The sequence below is a fragment of the Streptomyces sp. NPDC014764 genome, from assembly GCF_043082785.1.
GTDB lineage: Bacteria > Actinomycetota > Actinomycetes > Streptomycetales > Streptomycetaceae > Streptomyces > Streptomyces althioticus.
In genome coordinates this window covers 23,175-43,683 of record NZ_JBIBXY010000013.1, presented here as the reverse complement: position 1 = coordinate 43,683, position 20,509 = coordinate 23,175, and the positions used below count along the sequence as shown (strand labels likewise).

18 protein-coding genes are annotated in these 20,509 nt (G+C 72.5%); 4 read left to right on the top strand and 14 right to left on the bottom strand.

The window, feature by feature from the left end; genetic code table 11:
- Positions 1 to 21: 21 nt before the first annotated feature.
- The 9 genes from ACF1AG_RS25695 to ACF1AG_RS25655 form a co-directional block, all read right to left on the bottom strand.
- The gene (locus ACF1AG_RS25695; RefSeq protein ID WP_359601513.1) at positions 22 to 387 is read right to left on the bottom strand and encodes a hypothetical protein; all 366 of its coding nucleotides are present in this window, start codon (positions 385 to 387) and stop codon (positions 22 to 24) included.
- Positions 384 to 998, bottom strand: coding sequence for an RNA polymerase sigma factor (locus ACF1AG_RS25690; protein WP_387794817.1), 615 nt, complete (start codon positions 996 to 998; stop codon positions 384 to 386). Before ACF1AG_RS25690 ends, ACF1AG_RS25695 begins: the two co-directional genes overlap by 4 nt.
- Positions 995 to 2,551 (bottom strand): sodium:solute symporter, encoded by a 1,557-nt coding sequence (locus ACF1AG_RS25685; RefSeq protein ID WP_359601514.1) that lies wholly within the window; start codon positions 2,549 to 2,551, stop codon positions 995 to 997. Before ACF1AG_RS25685 ends, ACF1AG_RS25690 begins: the two co-directional genes overlap by 4 nt.
- 167 nt (positions 2,552 to 2,718) lie before the next feature.
- Positions 2,719 to 3,531 carry an SURF1 family protein gene (locus tag ACF1AG_RS25680; RefSeq protein ID WP_359601515.1) on the bottom strand — a complete coding sequence of 271 codons (813 nt, stop codon included), beginning with the start codon at positions 3,529 to 3,531 and terminating at the stop codon, positions 2,719 to 2,721.
- An 85-nt stretch (positions 3,532 to 3,616) separates the two neighbouring features.
- Positions 3,617 to 4,600: a DEDDh family exonuclease gene (locus tag ACF1AG_RS25675; RefSeq protein ID WP_359601516.1), complete on the bottom strand. Its 984-nt coding sequence runs from the start codon at positions 4,598 to 4,600 to the stop codon at positions 3,617 to 3,619.
- Between the two features lie 110 nt (positions 4,601 to 4,710).
- The gene (locus ACF1AG_RS25670) at positions 4,711 to 5,703 is read right to left on the bottom strand and encodes a copper resistance D family protein (RefSeq protein ID WP_391810490.1); all 993 of its coding nucleotides are present in this window, start codon (positions 5,701 to 5,703) and stop codon (positions 4,711 to 4,713) included.
- Between the two features lie 839 nt (positions 5,704 to 6,542).
- Positions 6,543 to 7,913, bottom strand: a complete 1,371-nt coding sequence (locus tag ACF1AG_RS25665) for a CoA transferase (protein WP_391810471.1) — start codon at positions 7,911 to 7,913, stop codon at positions 6,543 to 6,545.
- Between the two features lie 114 nt (positions 7,914 to 8,027).
- Positions 8,028 to 9,554: a S8 family serine peptidase gene (locus ACF1AG_RS25660; protein ID WP_359601518.1), complete on the bottom strand. Its 1,527-nt coding sequence runs from the start codon at positions 9,552 to 9,554 to the stop codon at positions 8,028 to 8,030.
- 61 nt (positions 9,555 to 9,615) lie between these two features.
- On the bottom strand, positions 9,616 to 11,151 hold the full coding sequence (locus ACF1AG_RS25655; RefSeq protein WP_391810470.1) for a S8 family serine peptidase: 1,536 nt from the start codon (positions 11,149 to 11,151) through the stop codon (positions 9,616 to 9,618).
- A gap of 266 nt (positions 11,152 to 11,417) precedes the next feature.
- On the opposite strand from ACF1AG_RS25655, the gene ACF1AG_RS25650 reads away from it, so the two are divergent.
- The 3 genes from ACF1AG_RS25650 to moaA all read left to right on the top strand — a co-directional run bounded on the left by ACF1AG_RS25650 (position 11,418) and on the right by moaA (position 14,550).
- Positions 11,418 to 11,774 carry a DUF485 domain-containing protein gene (locus tag ACF1AG_RS25650; protein WP_359601520.1) on the top strand — a complete coding sequence of 119 codons (357 nt, stop codon included), beginning with the start codon at positions 11,418 to 11,420 and terminating at the stop codon, positions 11,772 to 11,774.
- Positions 11,771 to 13,399, top strand: coding sequence for a cation acetate symporter (locus ACF1AG_RS25645; protein WP_359601521.1), 1,629 nt, complete (start codon positions 11,771 to 11,773; stop codon positions 13,397 to 13,399). Before ACF1AG_RS25650 ends, ACF1AG_RS25645 begins: the two co-directional genes overlap by 4 nt.
- A 161-nt stretch (positions 13,400 to 13,560) precedes the next feature.
- On the top strand, positions 13,561 to 14,550 hold the full coding sequence (gene moaA, locus ACF1AG_RS25640; protein ID WP_391810469.1) for a GTP 3',8-cyclase MoaA: 990 nt from the start codon (positions 13,561 to 13,563) through the stop codon (positions 14,548 to 14,550).
- A 30-nt stretch (positions 14,551 to 14,580) separates the two neighbouring features.
- Here moaA and ACF1AG_RS25635 read toward each other — a convergent pair whose 3' ends face one another.
- Complete coding sequence (locus tag ACF1AG_RS25635) at positions 14,581 to 14,808, bottom strand: hypothetical protein (RefSeq protein WP_359608101.1); 228 nt, start codon at positions 14,806 to 14,808, stop codon at positions 14,581 to 14,583.
- Between the two features lie 243 nt (positions 14,809 to 15,051).
- Positions 15,052 to 15,447: a DUF3099 domain-containing protein gene (locus tag ACF1AG_RS25630; RefSeq protein ID WP_359748077.1), complete on the bottom strand. Its 396-nt coding sequence runs from the start codon at positions 15,445 to 15,447 to the stop codon at positions 15,052 to 15,054.
- Positions 15,448 to 15,649: 202 nt separating this feature from the next.
- Between ACF1AG_RS25630 and ACF1AG_RS25625 the strand changes: the two genes are divergently transcribed.
- Entirely contained in the window at positions 15,650 to 15,934 is a 285-nt protein-coding gene (locus ACF1AG_RS25625; RefSeq protein ID WP_359608097.1) for a GlsB/YeaQ/YmgE family stress response membrane protein, read from the top strand.
- A 69-nt stretch (positions 15,935 to 16,003) separates the two neighbouring features.
- Here ACF1AG_RS25625 and tyrS read toward each other — a convergent pair whose 3' ends face one another.
- The 3 genes from tyrS to ACF1AG_RS25610 all read right to left on the bottom strand — a co-directional run bounded on the left by tyrS (position 16,004) and on the right by ACF1AG_RS25610 (position 20,286).
- Positions 16,004 to 17,272: a tyrosine--tRNA ligase gene (gene tyrS / locus ACF1AG_RS25620; protein WP_359748081.1), complete on the bottom strand. Its 1,269-nt coding sequence runs from the start codon at positions 17,270 to 17,272 to the stop codon at positions 16,004 to 16,006.
- Between the two features lie 66 nt (positions 17,273 to 17,338).
- Positions 17,339 to 18,733: a metallopeptidase TldD-related protein gene (locus ACF1AG_RS25615; RefSeq protein ID WP_359606068.1), complete on the bottom strand. Its 1,395-nt coding sequence runs from the start codon at positions 18,731 to 18,733 to the stop codon at positions 17,339 to 17,341.
- Positions 18,730 to 20,286, bottom strand: a complete 1,557-nt coding sequence (locus ACF1AG_RS25610) for a TldD/PmbA family protein (RefSeq protein ID WP_359606066.1) — start codon at positions 20,284 to 20,286, stop codon at positions 18,730 to 18,732. The genes ACF1AG_RS25615 and ACF1AG_RS25610 overlap by 4 nt, the downstream gene beginning before the upstream one ends.
- Positions 20,287 to 20,509: the final 223 nt, after the last annotated feature.

The following is a 20,509-nucleotide window of genomic DNA, read 5'->3' as shown; positions in this document are numbered from 1 at the left end:
CCCGGCCGCAGCGCGCCGCAATCAGCCCGGCGGCCGGGGGAGTGACGGCCCGTCGGCCGCGGCGGCCCCGTCGCCGGAGAAGATCACACCGGGTTCGGCGGGCGCCTGGTTGAGCACCCACAGCCCGATCAGCGTCGCCAGCGCGAAGACGACGGCGACCAGCACGGTCAGCACCAGCCGGCGGCGGCGCTCCCTGCGCAGCCATTCGCCGCGCGCGGTGCGGTAGGCGTCCGGGTCGGGCAGCACTCCGCCGGCCAGGGCGTGCAGGGCGTCGGCCAGCTCCCGTTCGGTGCGCTCCGCGTCCGGCGGCCGGTGCGGCTCGGACCGCCCGTGTCCGGTGCGGCGCCGGCCGGTCCCACGCGACGGAGTCGCGTCCTGATGCTTCATCGCCGGGCCTCCATGGCCTGGGTCAGCGCGGCGATGCCGCGGGAGGTGTGCGTCTTGACGGAGCCGCGGGAGATGCCCATCGCGGCGGCGATCTCGGCCTCCTTCAGCCCGAGCCAGTGGCGCAGCACCAGCGCCTCCCGCTGCCGGGCCGGGAGCTGCTGGAGCGCGTCGATCAGCACCCGCTGGTCGTCCCGCAGCAGTGCGGTGTTCTCGGCGGACGCCACGGTGGGCTCGGGCGGGGAGGCCGGCTGCTCCTCGTGCCGGCGGGCGACCTGGAGGTGGCGTATCCGCATCCGGGTCAGATTGCAGACGGTGGAGCGCAGGTAGGCCTCGGCCGCGGCGACGTCCTTCAGCCGCCGCCACCGGCGGTAGATCTGGTAGTACGCCTCGGCGACCACGTTCTCCGGGTCGTCGGCGCCGAGCAGCACGGCGAGCCGCAGCATCGAGGAGTAGTGCAGCTCGAAGAGGCGGGCCACGCCGGCCTCCCGCTCCAGGTCGGCGGGGTCGGCGCACGGAGCGGCGAGCGGGACGGACAGGCCCGGCGGCTCGGGCGGCGGGGGGACGGCCGGGGCCGGGGGCAGGGTGACCGGGGGACGGTGTCTGCGTATCACGCGTTGTTCGCTCCCGTCGGGGGACGTCGCCCGGCAGGCGGGCGGGACGGCAGGTCGGTGGTGTCGGGGCCGCGTGGGACGCCGAGCCGGGCGAGGAGGGGCGTGGCGGCCACCGCGACGGCCAGGTTCAGCACCAGGGCGGCGACACCGGCATAGATCTCGGGTGAGCCGGCGACGAGCGGCACGATCGAGGAGAAGCCCTCCCGGACCACCAGGTAGGTTCCGGCGGCCATGCCCACGGCCCAGCCGGCGAGCAGCGCCCGCGGGTGCAGCCACCGTGTGTACAGCCCGACGGCGACCGCGGGGAAGATCTGGAGGATCCACACCCCGCCGAGCAGCTGGAGGTTGATCGCGTCCTGGTCGCGCAGCCCGAACACGAACGCCACCGCGCCGAGCTTCGCGGTCAGCGACACCGTCTTGGCGACCCGCACCTGCCGTTTCGGCGTGGCCGTCGGGTGGACGTACTCGACGTACACGTTGCGGACGAAGCTGGTGGCCGCGGCGATGGACATCACCGCCGCCGGGACCAGCGCGCCGACCACGATCGAGCCGAACACCAGACCGGCGAGCGGGCCCGGCATCAGCCGGTCGACCAGCATGGGCACGGCCGCCTCGGCACCGCCCGCGGGCGCCCGCACCCCGGCGGCGAGGGCCGCGATGCCGAGGAAGCCGAACAGCGCGAGCAGCGCCGTCCAGGCGGGCAGCCCAGCCGACACCTTGCGCAGGGTGCGCGTCCCGTCGGCGGCGAACCCGGCGGTCAGCACGTGCGGGTACATCAGCAGCGCCAGCGCGGAGCCGAGCGCGAGCGTCGCGTACGCGGGCTGCTGTCCGGGCGTGAGCACCAGCGGGGAGTGGGCGGCGTCGGTGCCGCCGAGGGCGCGGGCGGCCCCGTCGAAGACCGCGCCGGGCCCGCCGAACCGGTCGAGGACCAGCCAGCAGACCGCGGTGAGCGACACGAACACCGCCACCGCCTTCAGCGCGGAGATCACCGTGGGGGCGCGCAGCCCGTGCCGGTAGGTGGCCACCGCCAGCCCCGCGAACACCGCGACCATCGCCAGGTCGCCGGCCGCGCCCGGCGGGTACAGCCCGCCCGCGGTGAGCACCGCGCGGATGCCGAGCAGTTGGAGCGCCAGGTACGGCATCGTCGCGAGGATGCCGGTCAGCGCGACGACCAGGGCCAGCGGAGGCGAGCCGTAGCGGCCGCGCACGAAGTCGGCGGCCGTGATGTAGCCGTGCCGCCGGGCCACCTCCCACAGCCGGCTGAGCAGCACGAACGCCAGCGGGCAGACGATCACCGTGTACGGCACCGCGAAGAAGGCGGACGCGCCGTTGCCGTACACGAGGCCTGGCACGGCGGTGAAGGTGTACGCGGTGTAGACCGTCCCGCCGAGCAGCAGCCAGGTCCAGCCGGCGCCGAGGCCGCGGTCGGCCAGCGCCCAGCCCTCCAGCGAGGGCAGCCGGTCGCTGGGATGCAGCCGGCGCGCGGTGACGGCGAGCAGCGACGCCCCGCCGATCACGGCGAGGAACGTCGTGGTCATGGCTGCGCCGGCCATGGATCACCGCCCTTGGTGTGCTGTGCCCCTCGGAGAAGAGTTGCGCGGGCGGTCCGTCCGGATGACCGGAACCGGTCGGTTCCGTGTCCGGAACACATCGGCGGAACGTCCGACGGTGCGCCACTCTCGCACAGAACCCGGCGAACGGGGAGAACGGAGGAGCGAGGTCAGACGGCCGCGGACTCGGTGCGGGCGGCGTCGGCCTCCGCGGTGTCCGTGTCCTGGCCCGTGTCCGCCCTGCGCTCGCGCGCCTCGCGGCGGGCCAGCACGACCCAGCCGACCGGAACGGCGGCGGCGAACAGCCACCACTGGACCGCGTACGCGTAGTTCAGCGCCGCGTTCTCCTTGCCGGGGTTGCCGAGCTGCTGGGGGAGGCCGCTCGCGGGCTCGGGCGCGGTCTGCGCCACGTAGCCGCCGAGCACGTCGGCGTCCAGCCGCTCCGCCTCCCGCTCGCTGTCGATCAGCATGATCTGCCGGTCCGGCAGCCCCTCGAGGTCCTTGATGCCGCTGGCCTCGGTCGTCTCGTCCGGCATCAGCCGGCCGGTGATGGTGGTCTCGCCGCGCGGCGGGGCGGGGATCTTCGGGAACTCGGTCTGGCTGGGGCCGTCGGCGGGGATCCAGCCGCGGTTGACCAGCAGCACCTTGCCGTCGTCGAGGACGAACGGGGTCATGACGTGGAAGCCGATCTCCTCGTCGGCGTTGGTGCGGCGGCGCACCACGACCTCGGCGTCCGTGTCGAACCGGCCCGTGGCGGTCACCGTGCGGTACCGCTCGGCGCGGGTCACCGCGTGCCCCGGGGCCGCGAGCTGCTCCACCGGCACCGGGTCGGCGGCCAGCGCGTCGGTCACCAGTTGGTTACGCGCGGAGCGCTCCTCGTAGCGGTTCATCTGCCAGATGCCCAGCGCGATCATCGTGGGGACGAGAAGCAGGGCGACCAGCGTGAGGGTCACCCATTGCCGGGACAGCAGGAAGCGGTACACCCCATGAAGGTACAACCCGGGCGGGAGGCGCTCCGAGCCGGGTAGGTCCCGGCGCGCCCTCCCGCGCCTGCTCGCGCCCGGGCGGTCAGGTCTCCGAGGCGGGCTCGACGTCGGAGAGGAGCTGGCCGAAGGCGGCCTCGTCGACCACGGGCGTGCCGTACTGGCGGGCCTTGACCGTCTTGGACGTGCCCGAGTCCGGGTCGTTGGTCACCAGCAGGCTGGTGAGCCGGGACAGGCTCGTCGCCACGTGCAGCCCCGCCTCGGTCGCCCGGTCCTCCAGGAGGTCACGCTCGGTGGACGTGTCACCGGAGAACGCCACCCGCATGCCCTGCTTGAGTCGCTTGCCCGGTTCGTACCGGCCCGGGTTGGGATAGGGGCATGCGGGTCTTTTGCGGGAGGGGCGCCAACTGGAGGGCGCTCGCCCGCCGTAGGACGCCTGCTGCCCGATGCGGGGACGGTCCGACCACTCGGTGAGCGGCCGGCACTCGTGCAGCGGCAGTCGTACGCCGCCCGCCGCCGCGGCCCGCAGACTGGGCCGGAAGGCCTCCGCCAGCACGCGCGCGTCGTCCAGCGCGTGGTGCGCCCGCCGCTGCACCACGCCGAAGTGCGCCGCGAGCGACTCCAGCTTGTGGTTGGGCAGCGGCAGCCTCAGCTCCTTCGACAGGGCGATGGTGCACAGCCGTTGCCTCACCGGGGCCTCGCTGCGCGCACGGGCGTACTCGCGGGCGATCATCTGCCAGTCGAACACCGCGTTGTGCGCCACCAGCACGCGGCCCTCCAGGCGCGCCGCGAACTCCGCCGCGACGTCCTGGAACAGGGGCGCGCCCTCGAGCATCTCGCTCGTCAGCCCGTGTATCCACACCGGGCCCGGGTCGCGCTCCGGGTTGACCACCGTGTACCAGTGGTCCTCGACCTCGCCGCGCGCGTCCAGCCGGTAGACGGCCGCGGAGATGATGCGGTCGTCCCGGGCCAGCCCCGTGGTCTCCACGTCGACGACCGCGTATCCCTGCGGATACGCGGCCGGCCACGCGGTGGGGGAGGCGGCTGCGGCGGTGAGGTCTTCGAGCATGGTTCACGAGGATACGGCCCGCTGCTGACAGGCCTGTCCGTCAGGTGCCCCGTGCGGCGCGTCCGTTCACGACGCGCGCGTGACGGCGAGCGGGGCGGCCCGCGGGGCGGTCACCAGCGGATCGGCACCGGCAACGCGGTCAGCAGTCCCGACACCGCGACCACCAGGGCGAGTAGGCCCACCTCCGCCCGTGCGGGTGAACGCGCGGTCAGCGGGTCGGCCGCCCGTGCCAGCCGCACCCGCGCCCACAGGGCGAGCGCGGACACGCCCGCCATCAGGACCACCTTGGCGAGCAGCACGCGCCCGTACGCGGTGCCCGTCAGCTGCTCCAGGATCGTCCCGGGCGGCATCCGGCGCAGCGAACTGCACACTCCTGTAGCGGTGATGGCGGCGAGCAGGACGAGTGCCACGCGCGCGTAGCGGCCCAGCAGTGCCGCGCCCGCCTCCACGTGCCCCCACAGTCGCATCGTGCGCAGGACGTGCGGCAGGCCGCCCACCCACAGCGACGCGCACGTCAGGTGCACCAGCGTCAGCCCCGAGCCGACGAGCGGGCTGTACTCCGTCGTCGGGTGGGCGCGGAGCGCCTCGGCGACGACGACCGCCGCCAGCGGCAGGGCCTGGGTGACGGGGCGCCTGGACGCGGAGCACAGGGCCGCCGCGAGAAAGCCGTTGACCTCCAGCAGGGCGAGCTTGCCGTCCCGCGTCTCGTACAGCCCGCCCACGTCGATGTCGGCCGGGCTGCTCGGCACGAGGTTGCCGGTCGCCACGACGGACGCGAGTCCCAGGGCGGCCACGAAGCCGACGGAGTTGGCGACGGTCGACCAACTGCGCGGCAGGGCGGGCGGCGCGCCCGGCAGCGTGCGCGCGAGCCGCACGGCGAACAGCTCGCCCGTGGACACGGCCAGCGCGGCGAACAGCACGGTGCGCAGGAGGGCTATGCCCCCGGTTCCGGGCGGGTCCGCCTCCCCGGTGCCGTGCAGCGCGGGCGACGGTCCGAGCAGGGGTATCAGCGCACCGAGCACCACCAGGACGAGCACGGCCACGGCCCGCCGCCGCCCACCGGACGCCCGCACCGCCCGGGACCGGGCCCTGGATTTCGTCAGAGTCACCCCAGGATCTTCACAAGATCACACAGAGCAGGGCAAGTGCGGGGCGATATGCGGACTTTGTTCGCGCCCTGTGATGGTCGCGCGGCCGCTGCCGAGCGCCGGTCACACGACTTGGCGCCCGACGCACCACGGGGGCGCGCCCGACACGCGCGTCCGCCGGAGTGTGCTGACGACGTTCGGCGGACAGCGCGTGCGAAGCCGGCCCGGGCAGGTGGCTGTGCCGGCGGTGCCTGCCCGCCACCCGCCACGGCCGAGGTCGCGGCCTCCGCCACCCTGGCCGTCATCGCTTCCGGGCCGGGGTCCGGGCGCGGCGGCGGCCGCACCCGGCGCACCGGGGCCGAGCGGCTCGCGGCGGACGGCCAGGGCCGTGCCGGCTCCGTCGGCACCTCGGCTCGCGGTCTCATGACTGAGGGACGGTCAGCCTTGGCGTGCGGATCGCCCGGGCGAGCCGGACGCTCGCCGGACGCCGTCGCGCCCTGCCCACGGCGGGCACGCCGACAGCCGACTGCTCCGCGCACCCGGTGCGCATCACAGCGGCCCCCGGCCGCCGACCGCAGCCACCGGCCGCCCCTCGTGGGGAACGTCCGTCAGCAGCCGCCCGTGCCGGCCCGTGGGTGGTGCGTCGGTGCCGCAGGCGAGCGAGCGGCGCTCACAGCGATCGTGCGCCGCATCCACCCTGACTGCCCGGGTTCTCGCGACCGGTCACGCGGCCCGAACGTGCCGGCCCCCGGCCGAGTGCTGCCGCCGGTCGTCCCTTGTGGGGAACGTCCGTCAAGGAGCCGCCCGTGCCGGCTGTGGGTGGTGCGTCGGTGCCGCAGGCGAGCGAGCGGCGCTCACAGCCATCGCGCCGCATCCACCCCCCACCGTCCCGGCCCTCGCGCCCAGTCACGCGGTCCGCCCTCGAAGGCCACCGGCGGCAGGGCGTACCGCAACCGCCCGAGCGCGCTGTCCCGTTCCGCAAGCCATGGAGTGGGGGAGAGGCCGGTCCCGGGCTCCCCGGTCGCGCAATCCCCGGCGCCCGCAGACAGTTCGGCCGCCGTGCGTGCCAGTGCCACCCGGACCAGCCGGCTGCCACCCGTGTCCGCCTGGTCCGACAAGGACCGGAGCACCCCGGCCGCCAGCAGGTACCCCGTGCCGTGGTCCAGCGCCTGCGCGGGCAGCGCGCCGGGGCGGTCCCGCCCGCCCTCGGCGCATGCGATGCCCGTCGCGACCTGGACCAGGCTGTCGAAGCCGCGGCGCCCCGCCCAGGGGCCCGTCGCACCCCACGCCGACAGCTGTGCCACGACCACCCCCGGCCGCCGCTCGGCCAGCGCCTCCGCGCTCAGCCCGAAGCGGTCCAGGGCCCCGGGCCGGTACCCGGTGACCACCACGTCCGCCCCCGCCAGCAGCTCCTCGAAGCCCTCCCGGTCCGCGGCCAGGTCCAGCAGCGCCGACCGCTTCCCGAAGCCCGTGTCGGTGTGCTGGTCGGGCAGTTCGGGCAAGTCCGGCGGGTCCAGGCGCAGCACGTCCGCGCCGAGCAGGGCGAGTGTGCGGGTGGCGACCGGCCCGGCGATGACCCGGGTCAGGTCCAGCACCCGCAGTCCCGCGGCGGGCAGCAGCGGACCCCTGCCGCCCACCGCCGCGAACTTCCGCGCCGGCGCGGAGTCCAGCCGTACCCGCTCCACCAGCGGCAGCCGCGCCACCGCCGCCGCCTGTTCGTGCGCCGCCCACTCCTCGGGCGTGCGCAGGGCGACGGCCAGGCCGCCGGCGGCCGCGACCGTCTCCTCCACCTCCCGCGCGGACCTCCCCGCGAGCGCCGCGGCCACCGCGTCCGGGTCCTCCGGCGTGCCCAGCGCGGAGAGCAGCCGCGCCCGGTGGTGCGGATAGTTGGCGTGGGTGCGCACCCACCCGTCCGCCGTCCGCCAGAACCGTGACAGCGGCGCGAAGCTCTCGGCGGCCCGCCCGTCGGTCCGCAGGTGACGCTCACTCACGAACGCGGTGGCCACCGCCCCGTCGTCCACCCGCACCGCCGGGACCTCACCGGCGCTCGTGCGCCGGGCTGCGAGCTCGGCGGCGGCCAGCGCGCACACGCCGACGCAGGCCCCCGCGAACTCCCTCACCGGCAACCGTGAGGACAGCGCACCGGGCCGCTCGACGGCGGACACCCGCGACACGAGCGCGGGTTCCCCGCCGAGACCTGACCAGAGGGACGCGAGACGAGTCATGGCCCTACTGTGCAGCACCGCACCGCACGGCCGGGCAGACGGGAGGGGCCGGGCGCACCCGCCCGGCCCCTCCTGAACGCTTCACGGAGCGACGACGACTACCGCGTCACCGCGTCACCGCGTCACCGCGTCCAGCGCGTCCGCCATGCCCCAGCCGTAGAAGCCGTTGCGGTTCTTCGGGCCCTCGCACACCGCGTCGACCTTGCCGTCGTTGTCGATGTCGTACGGCTTGGTGCAGGCGGTGGCGTCGGCCTGCGCGTACAGCAGGGCCTTCACCAGCGCCGGCGGCGCGTACGGGTGCTTCGACTTGATCAGCGCGGCGACGCCCGCGACGTGCGGGGACGCCATCGACGTACCGGCCATGTAGCCCCAGCCGCCGCCGGGCAGCGTGCCCAGGATCAGGCCGCTGGTGGCGGGCGGGGCCGGCGTCTGCAGGGCTGTCGAGTCGCCACCGGGCGCGGCGATGTCGATGATCCCGCGGCCGTAGTTGGAGAACGACGACTTCAGACCCTTCGCGCCGGTCGACGCGACCGTCACCACGCCCGGGAGCTGCGTGGGGATGTCCAGGCACTTCGACGGGTCGATCTCGCGGTCGGACGGGGTGCCGTCGTTCGGCGAGGACGGGTCGGTGATCGAGTCGGACGCCAGGTCGTAGTTCTCGTTGCCCGCCGCCGCGACGTTGACCGCGCCCTTGCGCTCCGCGTACCGCGTGGCCCGCGAGACGGCCTCGACGAGCGCCTTCTGGTCCGGGTCGTTCTTGCAGTTGAAGTACCAGGGGTCGGTGTAATAGCTGTTGTTGGTGACGTCGACTCCGTGCTCGGCCGCCCACATGAAGCCGCACACCACGGCCTCGGTGTAGAAGTAGCCGTCCGGGTTGGACACCTTGATGCCGGAGACCTTCACCCCGGGGGCGACACCGGTCATGCCGATGCCGTTCTTCGCGGCGGCGATCTCACCGGCGACGTGCGTGCCGTGCGGGCTCTCGGCCGCGCCGGGGCGCCAGGCGCCCTCGCTGGTGTCGGGCTTGCCCGCCACACAGTTCACCGAAGCGGCCCGGTCGAAGTTGGGCGCGATGTCGGGGTGCGTGTCGTCGACGCCCGTGTCGATGACGGCGACGGTCACCTCCGGGCTGCCCAGCGACTTCTCGTGCGCCTTGTCCGCCTTGATGGCGGGCAGGTCCCACTGGAGGTTCTGCAGCGGGTCCTGGCCGTCGGCGGCCTCCTGCGTCGCCTCGGCGACCTCGGCGGCGCTGAGCACCTTCGGGGAGCCCAGGTCCGTGGTGGCCGCCGACGGCAGCGGCGCGTTGCGGGTGGCGCCGGCCGACTGCACCCCCGGCACCTTGCGGATCGTCTTCGCGAAGTCGGCGTTCGACGAGTGGACGACGATCACGCCGATCTTCTCGTACGACGTCACGATCGTCCCGCCGGCCTTGGCGATCGCCTTCTTCACATGAGCCGGCGCGCCGTGCCCGCCCTGCACGTTGACCACGTAGCTCAAGGAGGCCGAGTCCGCGGAGGCGGCCCCCTGGTGGGCGGGGGCGGCCGTGGCGGCCGTGTTAGGCAGGAACGCGAGCGCGGTCGCCAGGGCCATGCCGGCCGGGACGACCAGCGCCCGGCGGTGGCGCGGGTGAGACGCTGTCATGAAGTCTCCAGTTCGTTCACTTTGACGTGCTGACGGTACGGCGGGTGTGCGGGGGCCAGGTTCACTTGACGGCGCGGAGCGCGTCGACGATGCCGTGCCCGTAGAAGCCGTTGACCTGTCGGCCGCCCTCGCATGTCGCGTCCTGCGTTCCGTCACCGTCCTGGTCGTACGATGCGGGGCAGCCCGGGTTGTTCGCCTGCGCCTTGAGCAGCGCCTGCAGAGCCGCCGGGGGCAGCCACGGGTGCTTGGACTTCAGCAGCGCCGCGACGCCGGCCGCGTGCGGGGAGGCCATCGAGGTGCCCTGGAGCCAGGCGTACTCGCCGTTCGGCATCGTGGACAGGATGCGGCCGTTCTTCGACGGGGTGTCCGGCGTCTGGTAGCGGCCGTCGCCGCCCGGCGCGGCCACGTCGACGACGCCCTTGCCGTACGAGGAGTAGTACGACTTGAGGTTCTCGGAGCCCGTTGCGCTGATCGTGACGACGCCCGGGAGCTGCGTGGGCAGGTCGAAGCACTCGCTCGGGTCGATGGTGCGCGGCACCGGAGTGGTGTCGTTGGGGCTGGACGTGTCGTCGATCGCGTCCGAGGCCAGGTCGTGGTTGGAGTTGCCGGCCGAGGCGAAGTGCAGGGTGCCCTTGCGCTGGGCGTACAGCTGGGCGCGGTTGACCGCGTCGACGATGGCCCGCTGGTCGGGGTCGTCCATGCAGTTGTACATCCACGGGTCGACGTAGTAGCTGTTGTTCGTGATCTCCACGCCGCGGTCGGCGGCGAACACGAACGCGCAGACGACGGCCTCCGCGTAGAACAGCCCGTTGGCGGGGTCGGTGACGTTGATCGCCGAGACCTTCACGCCGGGCGCGACACCGGCCACGCCGACGCCGTTGCGGGCGGCGGCGATCTCACCGGCCACGTGCGTGCCGTGGTAGTCGTCCGCGGTGTACGGCCGCCAGGCGCCCGGGGTGGTGTCCGGGGCGCCGCCGAAGCAGTTGGCGGACTGGGACTTCGAGAAGTTCGGGGCGAGGTCCGGGTGGGTGTCGTCGACGCCGGTGTCGATGACGGCGACCGTGACGTTCCTGCTGCCCGGGTTGATCTTCGCGGCCTTGTCGGCGCCGATGGCGCGCAGGTCCCACTGGTCGGCCTCGATCGGCTCGCTGCCCGGCGTCTTCGCGGACGCGGCCTTCAGCTTCGCGGCGTCGGCGGCCGTCAGGTACTCGGCGGAGCCGGCGTCCGTGGTCCCGGCGGGGGTCAGCGGGGCGGTGCGGGTGGCTCCGGCCGACTGCACGCCGGGCACCTTGCGGAGGGTCTTGGCGAAGTCGCCGTTCGCGGAGCGGACGACGATGACGCCGATCTTCTCGTACGCGATGACGATCTCGCCGTCCGCTGCGGCGATCGCCCGCTTCACCTTGGCGATCGTGCGGTGGTCCGTCCTGGTGTTGACGACGTACGCCAGGACGGGCGCGTCCGCCGCCTGCTCCGCCGCGGCCGTGGGCGTGGCCGGTGCGGCCGAGGCCGCCGCGGGCAGGAAGCCGAGCGAGGCGGTCAGCGACAGCACGACGGGAACGGCGAGGGCGAGCCGGCGTCTGGAACGCAGATGAGCCATGGGGTCTCCACATCATCCGGAAACGAAACCGGCCCGAGACAGGGGTGGCTGCCCGGGCAGGTACATGACGGGTGGTGCAGGGTGAAGCTATCCCGCCCGTCCGCTGGCCAGCAATGATTTGCGTGCAACGTCTTCGGAAAACGTCCACGGAAAAGAACCGAACCGAGTTGAACCGGTCCTCGCGTGGCGCCGTGCCCTTGGGCAGGAAGCGCGAGGACACTCGCCTTCGTCGACTCAAGAACCGACCCGCAACGCGAGGAGACTCCGTGGCCGCCGAAGCACCGCCCCCCTCGACACAGAAAGCCAAACTCCCCACGCCGGAGGAGTTCACCGAGGTTCAGGAGAGCGCTGAGTTCGGTGAACTACGCCGCTCCTACCGTTCGTTCGCCTTCCCGCTGACCATCGGCTTCATCGTCTGGTACCTGCTGTACGTGCTGCTGTCCAACTACGCGGGCGGCTTCATGGGCACCAAGCTCGCCGGCAACATCAACGTCGCCTTCGTCTTCGGCGTGCTGCAGTTCGTCAGCACCTTCCTCATCGCCTGGTGGTACTCCAAGCACGCCGCCGCCAAGCTCGACCCCAAGGCCGAGGCCATCAAGACCCGTATGGAGGGCGGCGCATGAGCCCCGCGATCACCCATGTCACCCTCGCCGCGAACGAGGCCAGCGAGCACCGGCCGCTGATCATCACGCTGTTCGCGCTCTTCGTGGTCGCCACCCTCGGCATCACCGTGTGGGCCGGCCGGCAGACCAAGGACGCCGCAGACTTCTACGCGGGCGGACGGCAGTTCAGCGCCTTCCAGAACGGACTGGCCGTCTCCGGCGACTACATGTCCGCCGCGTCCTTCCTCGGCATCGCCGGCGCCATCGCCCTCTTCGGCTACGACGGCTTCCTCTACTCCATCGGCTTCCTGGTCGCCTGGCTCGTCGCCCTGCTGCTCGTCGCCGAGCCGCTGCGCAACTCCGGCCGCTACACGATGGGCGACGTCCTCGCCTACCGCATGCGCCAGCGTCCGGTCCGCACCGCCGCCGGCACCTCCACCATCGTCGTGTCGATCTTCTACCTGCTGGCCCAGATGGCGGGCGCGGGCGTGCTCGTCTCCCTGCTGCTCGGCATCACCTCCGACGCCGGCAAGGTCCTCATCGTCGCCCTCGTCGGCGTCCTGATGATCGTGTACGTGTCCATCGGCGGCATGAAGGGCACCACCTGGGTGCAGATGGTCAAGGCCGTGCTGCTCATCGGCGGCACGATCCTCATCACCTTCCTGGTGCTGCTGAAGTTCAACTTCAACATCTCGGACCTGCTGGGCAAGGCCGCCGAGAACAGCGGCAAGGGCGACGCCTTCCTGGAGCCCGGCCTCCAGTACGGCGCCGACAACCTCACCAAGCTGGACTTCCTCTCCCTGGGCATCGCCCTGGTGCTCGGCACCGCCGGCCTGCCGCACATCCTGATCCGCTTCTACACGGTGCCGAACGCCAAGGCCGCCCGTAAATCCGTCAACTGGGCCATCGGCATCATCGGCGGCTTCTACCTGATGACCATCGCGCTCGGCTTCGGCGCGGCGGCACTCATCTCGCAGGACGAGATCATCGCGTCCAATCCGTCCGGCAACACGGCGGCACCACTGCTCGCCCTGCACCTCGGCGGCGTCGACTCGGCCTGGGGCGCGATCCTGCTCGCCACCATCTCGGCGGTCGCGTTCGCCACCATCCTCGCCGTGGTCGCCGGCCTCACGCTGGCCTCGTCGTCCTCCTTCGCGCACGACATCTACGCCAACGTCATCCGCAAGGGGAAGGCCACCGAGAAGGAGGAGATGAGGGCGGCCCGCTGGGCGACCGTTCTCATCGGCATCGTCTCCATCGCGCTCGGCGCCCTCGCCCGCGACCTGAACGTCGCCGGCCTGGTCGCCCTGGCCTTCGCGGTCGCGGCCTCGGCCAACCTGCCGACCATCCTCTACAGCCTCTTCTGGAAGCGGTTCACCACCCAGGGCGCGCTGTGGTCGATCTACGGCGGTCTGATCGTCGCCGTCGGCCTGGTGCTCTTCTCGCCGGTCGTCTCCGGCGACCCGAAGGCGATGTTCCCGGACGTCGACTTCGCCTGGTTCCCGCTGAAGAACCCGGGCATCATCTCCATCCCCTTCGGCTTCCTGATGGGCTGGCTGGGCACCGTCCTGTCCAAGGAGGAGCCCGACGCCAAGAAGTACGCGGAGCTGGAGGTCCGGTCCCTGACCGGCACCGGCGCCCACTGACGGACACCGCGCGCGACGGCCGCGTCGTACGGACCCTCGTAGGTCCGTACGACGCGGCCGTCGGCATCTCGTCACATCGCGCCGCTGGGTGATGTCGGCGGCGTCACGTACGCTCGCAAGTACCGGACATCGAGAGATCGGCGTACAGGGAGGGGCCCCACGTGCTCATCGACATCTACGGCCGAGTGGCGACCGACCTGCGGGTCTCGCTCACCGACCGGTGCAACCTGCGCTGCACGTACTGCATGCCCGAGGAAGGACTGCAGTGGCTCGCCAAGCCCGATCTGCTCACCGACGACGAGATCGTCCGGCTGATCGACATCGCGGTCACCTCCCTGGGCATCGAGGAGGTGCGCTTCACCGGTGGTGAGCCCCTGCTCCGACCCGGCCTGGTCGGCATCGTGGAGCGGGTCGCCGCCCTGGAGCCCCGCCCGCAGATGTCCCTCACCACCAACGGCATCGGACTGCGCCGCACCGCCGACGCACTCAAGGCGGCCGGCCTGGACCGGGTCAACGTCTCGCTGGACACGCTCCGCCCCGACGTCTTCAAGACCCTGACCCGCCGCGACCGCCACCAGGACGTCCTGGACGGCCTGTACGCGGCCCGCGAGGCCGGTCTGACACCCGTGAAGGTCAACTCGGTCCTGATGCCGGGGCTCAACGACGACGAGGCCCCCGACCTGCTCGCCTGGGCCGTCGAGCACGACTACGAGCTGCGGTTCATCGAGCAGATGCCGCTGGACGCCCAGCACGGCTGGAAGCGCGACGGCATGATCACCGCGGGGGACATCCTCGCCTCCCTGCGCACCCGCTTCGAGCTGACCCCCGAGGGCGAGGAGAAGCGCGGCTCCGCCCCCGCCGAGCGCTGGCTGGTCGACGGCGGACCGCACCGGGTGGGCGTCATCGCCTCCGTCACCCGGCCCTTCTGCGCCGCCTGCGACCGCACCCGCCTCACCGCCGACGGACAGGTCCGCACCTGTCTGTTCGCCACCGAGGAGACCGACCTGCGCGCGGCCCTGCGCTCCGACGCGGACGACGAGGAGATCGCCCGCATCTGGAAGCTGGCCATGTGGGGCAAGAAGGCGGGCGCGGGCCTCGACGACCCCACGTTCGTCCAGCCGGACCGCCCGATGTCCGCCATCGGCGGCTGAGCCCCCGGGGACGTTCCGGCCGGGGAGGGCTCAGGCCCCCTCCGGGGCCTCCCACTCCTCGAAGCGCACCACGTCCTTCAGGAAGCCGCGCACGCCGAGGAACTGCGCCAGATGCTCCCGGTGCTCGTCGCAGGCCAGCCACGTCTTGCGCCGCTCCGGCGTGTGGATCTTCGGGTTGTTCCAGGCCAGCACCCACTCGGCGGGGGCGCGGCAGCCCTTCGCGGAACAGATGGGCGTCTCGGGGTCGGGGTTGATCACCGTCCGACCCTAACCCGTGCGCAGGAGGGACATACGCCCCGCGGAAAAGGCGACGCCGAGCAGCCACGGGGGGAGCTGCCCGGCGTCGGTCCGTCGCTCCGACGGGGGATGCGGAGCGCGTACGAAGTATGTCACGGGTCACCCCGCCCCCGGCACCGAAAGAACATGATTGATCTGAGGATTCTTTGAGGTTGACCGGGAAGTTACTTCCGCTCCCGGCGGCCCGCGCTCACGCCCCGCTCCTCAAGGGCGTCCCGGATCCTCGGATCGTGCGCCCGGCGCCGTGTGCGACGCCACTTCTTCCGGATCGGGTTCCGTCGCACCGTCGTTCGTCCGCGGCGGTGCGATCATCTGCTTCATCGGGGTCGTCACGAAGGTCGACGGCAGGGACGGAGCGTTCTCCCGGCCCGCGTTGGCGATCACCACGGCGATGTACGGCAGGACCGCCCCGAGCACCAGTGCCACGATCGCGACGTGCCGCTCCACGTTCCACAGGGTGGCCGCCAGGATGACCGAGATCGTGCGAACGACCATCGAGATCACGTACCGGCGCTGCCGTCCCCGCACGTCCTCCTGGAGGCCCGCCCGGGCGCCCGTGATCCGGAACACCTGAGCGCCGCCGCCACGCTGCTTCCGCATCACATTCCACCATCCGCCCGCATCGGACCCTTCCGGACAAGGCCAACGGTACGCCGCGCCCCGCCCGGTCACGAGAGCGGGTCACCCCGCTCCGCGCCGCCCGGCTGCGCCGTACCGCGTACGGCATGTCCGACATGCGGCGTAGTGCGACCGGGCCGACACTTGCCGTGATGCTCGCGTCAAGTCGTACGAGGAGGCAGTCATGGGCTGGTTGTGGGCGATCATCGTGGGATTCGTGCTCGGCCTGCTCGCCAAGGCGGTGATCCCCGGGAAGCAGCACATCCCGCTCTGGCTGGCCACCATCTGCGGCATGATCGGCGCGGTCATCGGCAACGCCATCGCGCGCGGCTTCGGCATCGAGGAGACCCGGGGCATCGACTGGGGACGGCACATCTTCCAGCTCGGCGCGGCCATCGTCGTCGTGCTGCTCGCGGAGATGATCTACAACTCGATGAAGCGCAGGAAGTACGAGAGCCGGCGGGCCTGACCGCCGGCGGTCAGGCGCGGCGGAGGGGCGGGCCCCGCACGGGGCCCGCCCCTCACGCACACCGCCGGCTCAGCCGGCCGCGACCTCCACGGCCGCCAGGTTCTTCTTGCCGCGGCGCAGCACCAGCCAGCGCCCGTGCAGCAGGTCCTCCTTCGCGGGGACGGCGTCCTCGGCGGCGACCTTGACGTTGTTCACGTAGGCGCCGCCCTCCTTCACCGTGCGCCGCGCGGCGGACTTGCTGGGCACCAGGCCGACCTCGGCGAACAGGTCCACCACCGGACCCAGCTCGGCCACCTTCACGTGCGGCACCTCGGAGAGCGCCGCCGCCAGCGTGCGCTCGTCCAGCTCACCCAGCTCGCCCTGACCGAACAGGGCCTTCGACGCGGCGATCACGGCGGCCGTCTGGTCGGCGCCGTGCACCAGCGTCGTCAGCTCCTCCGCCAGCGCGCGCTGCGCGGCACGCGCCTGCGGACGCTCCTCCGTCTGCCGCTCCAGCTCCTCCAGCTCCTCACGGGACTTGAAGGACAGGATCCGCATGTAGCCCGAGATGTCCCGGTCGTCCACGTTCAGCCAGAACTGGTAGAACGCGTACGGCGTGGTCATCTCCGGGTCCAGCCAGACGGCGCCGCCCTCGGTCTTGCCGAACTTGGTGCCGTCCGCCTTCGTCATCAGCGGCGTCGCGTACGCGTGGACCGTGGCGTCCGGCTCCAGCCGGTGCAGCAGGTCGAGGCCGGCCGTGAGGTTGCCCCACTGGTCGCTGCCGCCCTGCTGCATCGTGCAGCCGTAGCGGCGGTACAGCTGGAGGAAGTCCATCGCCTGGAGCAGCTGGTAGCTGAACTCCGTGTAGCTGATGCCCTCGGAGGACTCCAGACGCCGGGCGACCGAGTCCTTCGTCAGCATCTTGTTGACACGGAAGTGCTTGCCGATGTCCCGGAGGAACTCGATCGCGGACAGGTTCGCCGTCCAGTCGAGGTTGTTGACCATCACGGCCGCGTTCTCGCCCTCGAAGGACAGGAACGGCTCGATCTGGCTCCGCAGCCGCTCGACCCAGCCCGCGACCGTCTCCGGCGAGTTCAGCGTGCGCTCGGCCGTCGGCCGCGGGTCGCCGATCTGCCCGGTCGCGCCACCCACCAGCGCCAGCGGCCGGTGACCGGCCTGCTGGAGCCGGCGCACGGTGAGCACCTGCACCAGATGCCCCACGTGCAGCGACGGCGCGGTCGGGTCGAAGCCGCAATAGAACGTGACGGGACCGTCCGCGAGCGCCTTGCGCAAAGCGTCCTCGTCAGTGGACTGGGCGAACAGCCCGCGCCACTTCAGCTCGTCGACGATGTCCGTCACGGTTCTCGTGTCTCCTCGGTGATCTGCGGCCGTACGGGCGACGGCCTGCTGCGAACGCCTACGAGGTTATACGCCCCGGCTGACCGAGCTCATATTGAAATCGGGGATGCGCAGCGGGGGCATCGCGGCCCGGGTGAACCAGTCGCTCCACTCCCGGGGCAGCGTCTTCTCCGTACGGCCCGCCTCGGCCGCCCGGCCCAGCAGGTCCACCGGCGACTCGTTGAACCGGAAGTTGTTCACCTCGCCGGTGACCTCGCCGTTCTCCACCAGATAGACGCCGTCCCTGGTCAGCCCGGTAAGCAGCAGCGTCGCCGGGTCCACCTCGCGGATGTACCACAGGCAGGTCAGCAGCAGCCCCCGGTCCGTGGCCGCGACCATCTCCTCGAGCGAACGGTCCTCGCCGCCGTCCAGGATCAGGTTGTCGACGGCCGGCGCGGTCGGCAGACCGGTGAGGCCCGCGCTGTGCCGGCTGGTGGTCAGCCGGTGCAGCTCGCCCTCGCGCAACCAGTCCGTCACCGACAGTGGCAGCCCGTTGTCGAACACCGACTGGTCGCCGCCGGAGGAGTGCGCGATCACGAACGGCGCCGACTCGAGGCCCGGCTCGTTCGGGTCGCTGCGCAGCGTCAGAGGCAGCTGGGTCAGCCGCTCGCCGACGCGGGTGCCGCCGCCCGGCGTGGAGAACACCGTGCGGCCCTCCGCCGCGTCCCGCCCGGACGCCGACCAGAACTGGTAGATCAGCAGGTCCGCCACCGCGCTCGGCGGCAGCAGCGTCTCGTACCGGCCCGCCGGCAGCTCCAGCCTCCGCTCCGCCCAGCCGAGGCGTACGGCCAGCTCGGCGTCCAGCGCGGCCGGGTCGACGTCCTTGAAGTCGCGGGTGGAGCGGCCCGCCCACGCCGACCGGGTGCGGTCCGGGGACTTGGCGTTGATCTCCAGGGTCCCGTTCGGCTGGTCGTGCCGCAGCCGCAGCCCCGTCGACGTGCCCAGGTAGGTGGAGACCAGCTCGTGGTTGGCGAAGCCGTACAGCTCCCGGCCGCCGGCCCGGGCCCGGGCGAACGCCTCGCCCAGCGCCGGGGCGAAGTCGGCGAACACCGCGGAGGCCGTCTCGGCCGGCGCCTCGGTGAACTCGGGCGACGGATCCACCCCGGTCACCAGCGGCTGGGCGTCCTCGGCGGGGCCGGCGCCGCGCGCGGCGGCCTCGGCGGCCCGCACCAGCGGCTCCAGCTCGTCCACGGTCACCGCGGACCGGGACACCACCCCGGTGGCCGTGCCCTGCGCGCCGTCCACCGTGGCGATCACGGTGAGAGTACGCCCGCGGGTGACCCCGTTCGTGGTGAGCGCGTTGCCTGCCCAGCGGAGGTTGGCGGACGAGTGCTCGTCGGCGATCACGACACAGCCGTCGGACCGGGACAGCTCCAGCGCCCGCTCGACGATCTCGTGCGGCTTGGTGGTGCGCGCGCTCATCGCCCGGCCTCCTGCGTGGTGTTGAGGATGTTGACTCCCTTGAACAGGGCGGACGGGCAGCCGTGGGAGACCGCCGCGACCTGGCCCGGCTGGGCCTTGCCGCAGTTGAAGGCGCCGCCCAGTACGTACGTCTGCGGACCGCCGACGGCGGCCATGGAGCCCCAGAAGTCGGTGGTCGTGGCCTGGTAGGCGACGTCCCGGAGCTGCCCGGCGAGCCGTCCGTTCTCGATCCGGTAGAACCGCTGGCCGGTGAACTGGAAGTTGTAGCGCTGCATGTCGATCGACCAGGACCGGTCGCCGACCACGTAGATGCCCCGGTCGACGCCCCCGATCAGGTCCTCGGTGGACATCCCCGCCGGATCCGGCCGCAGCGACACGTTGGCCATGCGCTGCACCGGCACATGGCCGGGGGAGTCGGCGAACGCACACCCGTTGGACCGCTCGAAGCCGGTGAGCTTCGCGATCCGCCGGTCCAGCTGGTAGCCGACCAGCGTGCCGTCCTTCACCAGGTCCCACGACTGCGCCTCGACGCCCTCGTCGTCGTAGCCGACGGTCGCCAGGCCGTGCTCGGCGGTGCGGTCGCCGGTGACGTTCATCAGCTCGGAGCCGTACTTCAGCTTGCCGAGCTGGTCGAAGGTGGCGAACGAGGTGCCGGCGTAGGCGGCCTCGTAGCCGAGGGCGCGGTCCAGCTCGGTGGCGTGCCCGATGGACTCGTGGATGGTGAGCCACAGGTTGGACGGGTCCACCACCAGGTCGTACAGCCCCGGCTCGACGCTCGGCGCGCGCATCTTCTCCGCGAGCAGCTCGGGGATCCGCGCCAGTTCGTCGTCCCAGTCCCAGCCGGTGCCCGTCAGGTACTCCCAGCCGCGGCCGGCCGGCGGGGCGAGGGTGCGCATCGAGTCGAACTCGCCGCTGGACTCGTCGACGGACACCGCCGTCAGCACCGGGTGCAGCCGGACGCGCTGCTGCGTGGTCACGGTCCCCGCGGTGTCCGCGTAGAACTTGTTCTCGTGCACGGTGAGCAGTGAGGCGTCCACGTGGTCCACGCCGTTCGCCGCGAGGAGCCGCCCGCTCCACTCGGCCAGCAGCCCGGCCTTCTCCTCGTCGGGCACGGTGAACGGGTCGATCTCGTACGACGACACCCAGGTCTTCTCGGAGTGCACCGGCTCGTCGGCCAGCTCCACCCTCCCCCACTGCCCGGAAGGCGTGGCAGGCGCCCCGACGTCGCTGCCGGCCGCCTTGATCACCTGCGCGGACAGCTTCGCCATGGCCACCGCCTGGGAGGCGACCTTCGCGGCGGCGTCGAGGGTGAGGTCCACCCCGGACGCGAAGCCCCAGGTGCCGCCGTGCACCACCCGCACCGCGTACCCGAGGTCGGTGGTGTCCGACGAACCGGCGGGCTTGGCGTCCCTCAGCCGCCAGGAGGCGCTGCGCACCCGCTCCAGACGGAAGTCCGCGTGCTCCGCCCCGAGCGCCCGCGCCCGGGCGAGCGCGGCGTCGGCGAGGGCGCGTAGCGGCAGGGCTGTGAAGGCTTCGTCAATGCTATGAGACACCTACGTCTCTTCCTGTCGGGTTCGAATCGTTCCGTTGTCGCTGCGTCGAGTTGGCGCTGCGGCGCATCATGTCGCGCCGGACCGGACCGGGACCACAACTTTGCGGCGAGCCCCGCCGTATTCGTGTCACCGGGCAGGTGACCGCCTCGCCCGGCCGGGTCCTTTCTGTAGGGACCCGACAGAGCGGCTCCCACGCCACTGTCGGTGCCCCGATGTCCCGCGG

Excerpts from the sequence above, each read along its gene's own strand:
- ACF1AG_RS25695 (WP_359601513.1), bottom strand. The coding sequence starts at position 387 with ATGAAGCATCAGGACGCGACTCCGTCGCGTGGGACCGGCCGGCGCCGC.
- ACF1AG_RS25685 (WP_359601514.1), bottom strand. The coding sequence starts at position 2,551 with ATGGCCGGCGCAGCCATGACCACGACGTTCCTCGCCGTGATCGGCGGG.
- ACF1AG_RS25675 (WP_359601516.1), bottom strand. The coding sequence starts at position 4,600 with ATGCTCGAAGACCTCACCGCCGCAGCCGCCTCCCCCACCGCGTGGCCG.
- ACF1AG_RS25665 (WP_391810471.1), bottom strand. The coding sequence starts at position 7,913 with ATGACTCGTCTCGCGTCCCTCTGGTCAGGTCTCGGCGGGGAACCCGCG.
- ACF1AG_RS25660 (WP_359601518.1), bottom strand. The coding sequence starts at position 9,554 with ATGACAGCGTCTCACCCGCGCCACCGCCGGGCGCTGGTCGTCCCGGCC.
- ACF1AG_RS25655 (WP_391810470.1), bottom strand. The coding sequence starts at position 11,151 with ATGGCTCATCTGCGTTCCAGACGCCGGCTCGCCCTCGCCGTTCCCGTC.
- ACF1AG_RS25645 (WP_359601521.1), top strand. The coding sequence starts at position 11,771 with ATGAGCCCCGCGATCACCCATGTCACCCTCGCCGCGAACGAGGCCAGC.
- ACF1AG_RS25630 (WP_359748077.1), bottom strand. The coding sequence starts at position 15,447 with ATGCGGAAGCAGCGTGGCGGCGGCGCTCAGGTGTTCCGGATCACGGGC.
- ACF1AG_RS25625 (WP_359608097.1), top strand. The coding sequence starts at position 15,650 with ATGGGCTGGTTGTGGGCGATCATCGTGGGATTCGTGCTCGGCCTGCTC.
- ACF1AG_RS25615 (WP_359606068.1), bottom strand. The coding sequence starts at position 18,733 with ATGAGCGCGCGCACCACCAAGCCGCACGAGATCGTCGAGCGGGCGCTG.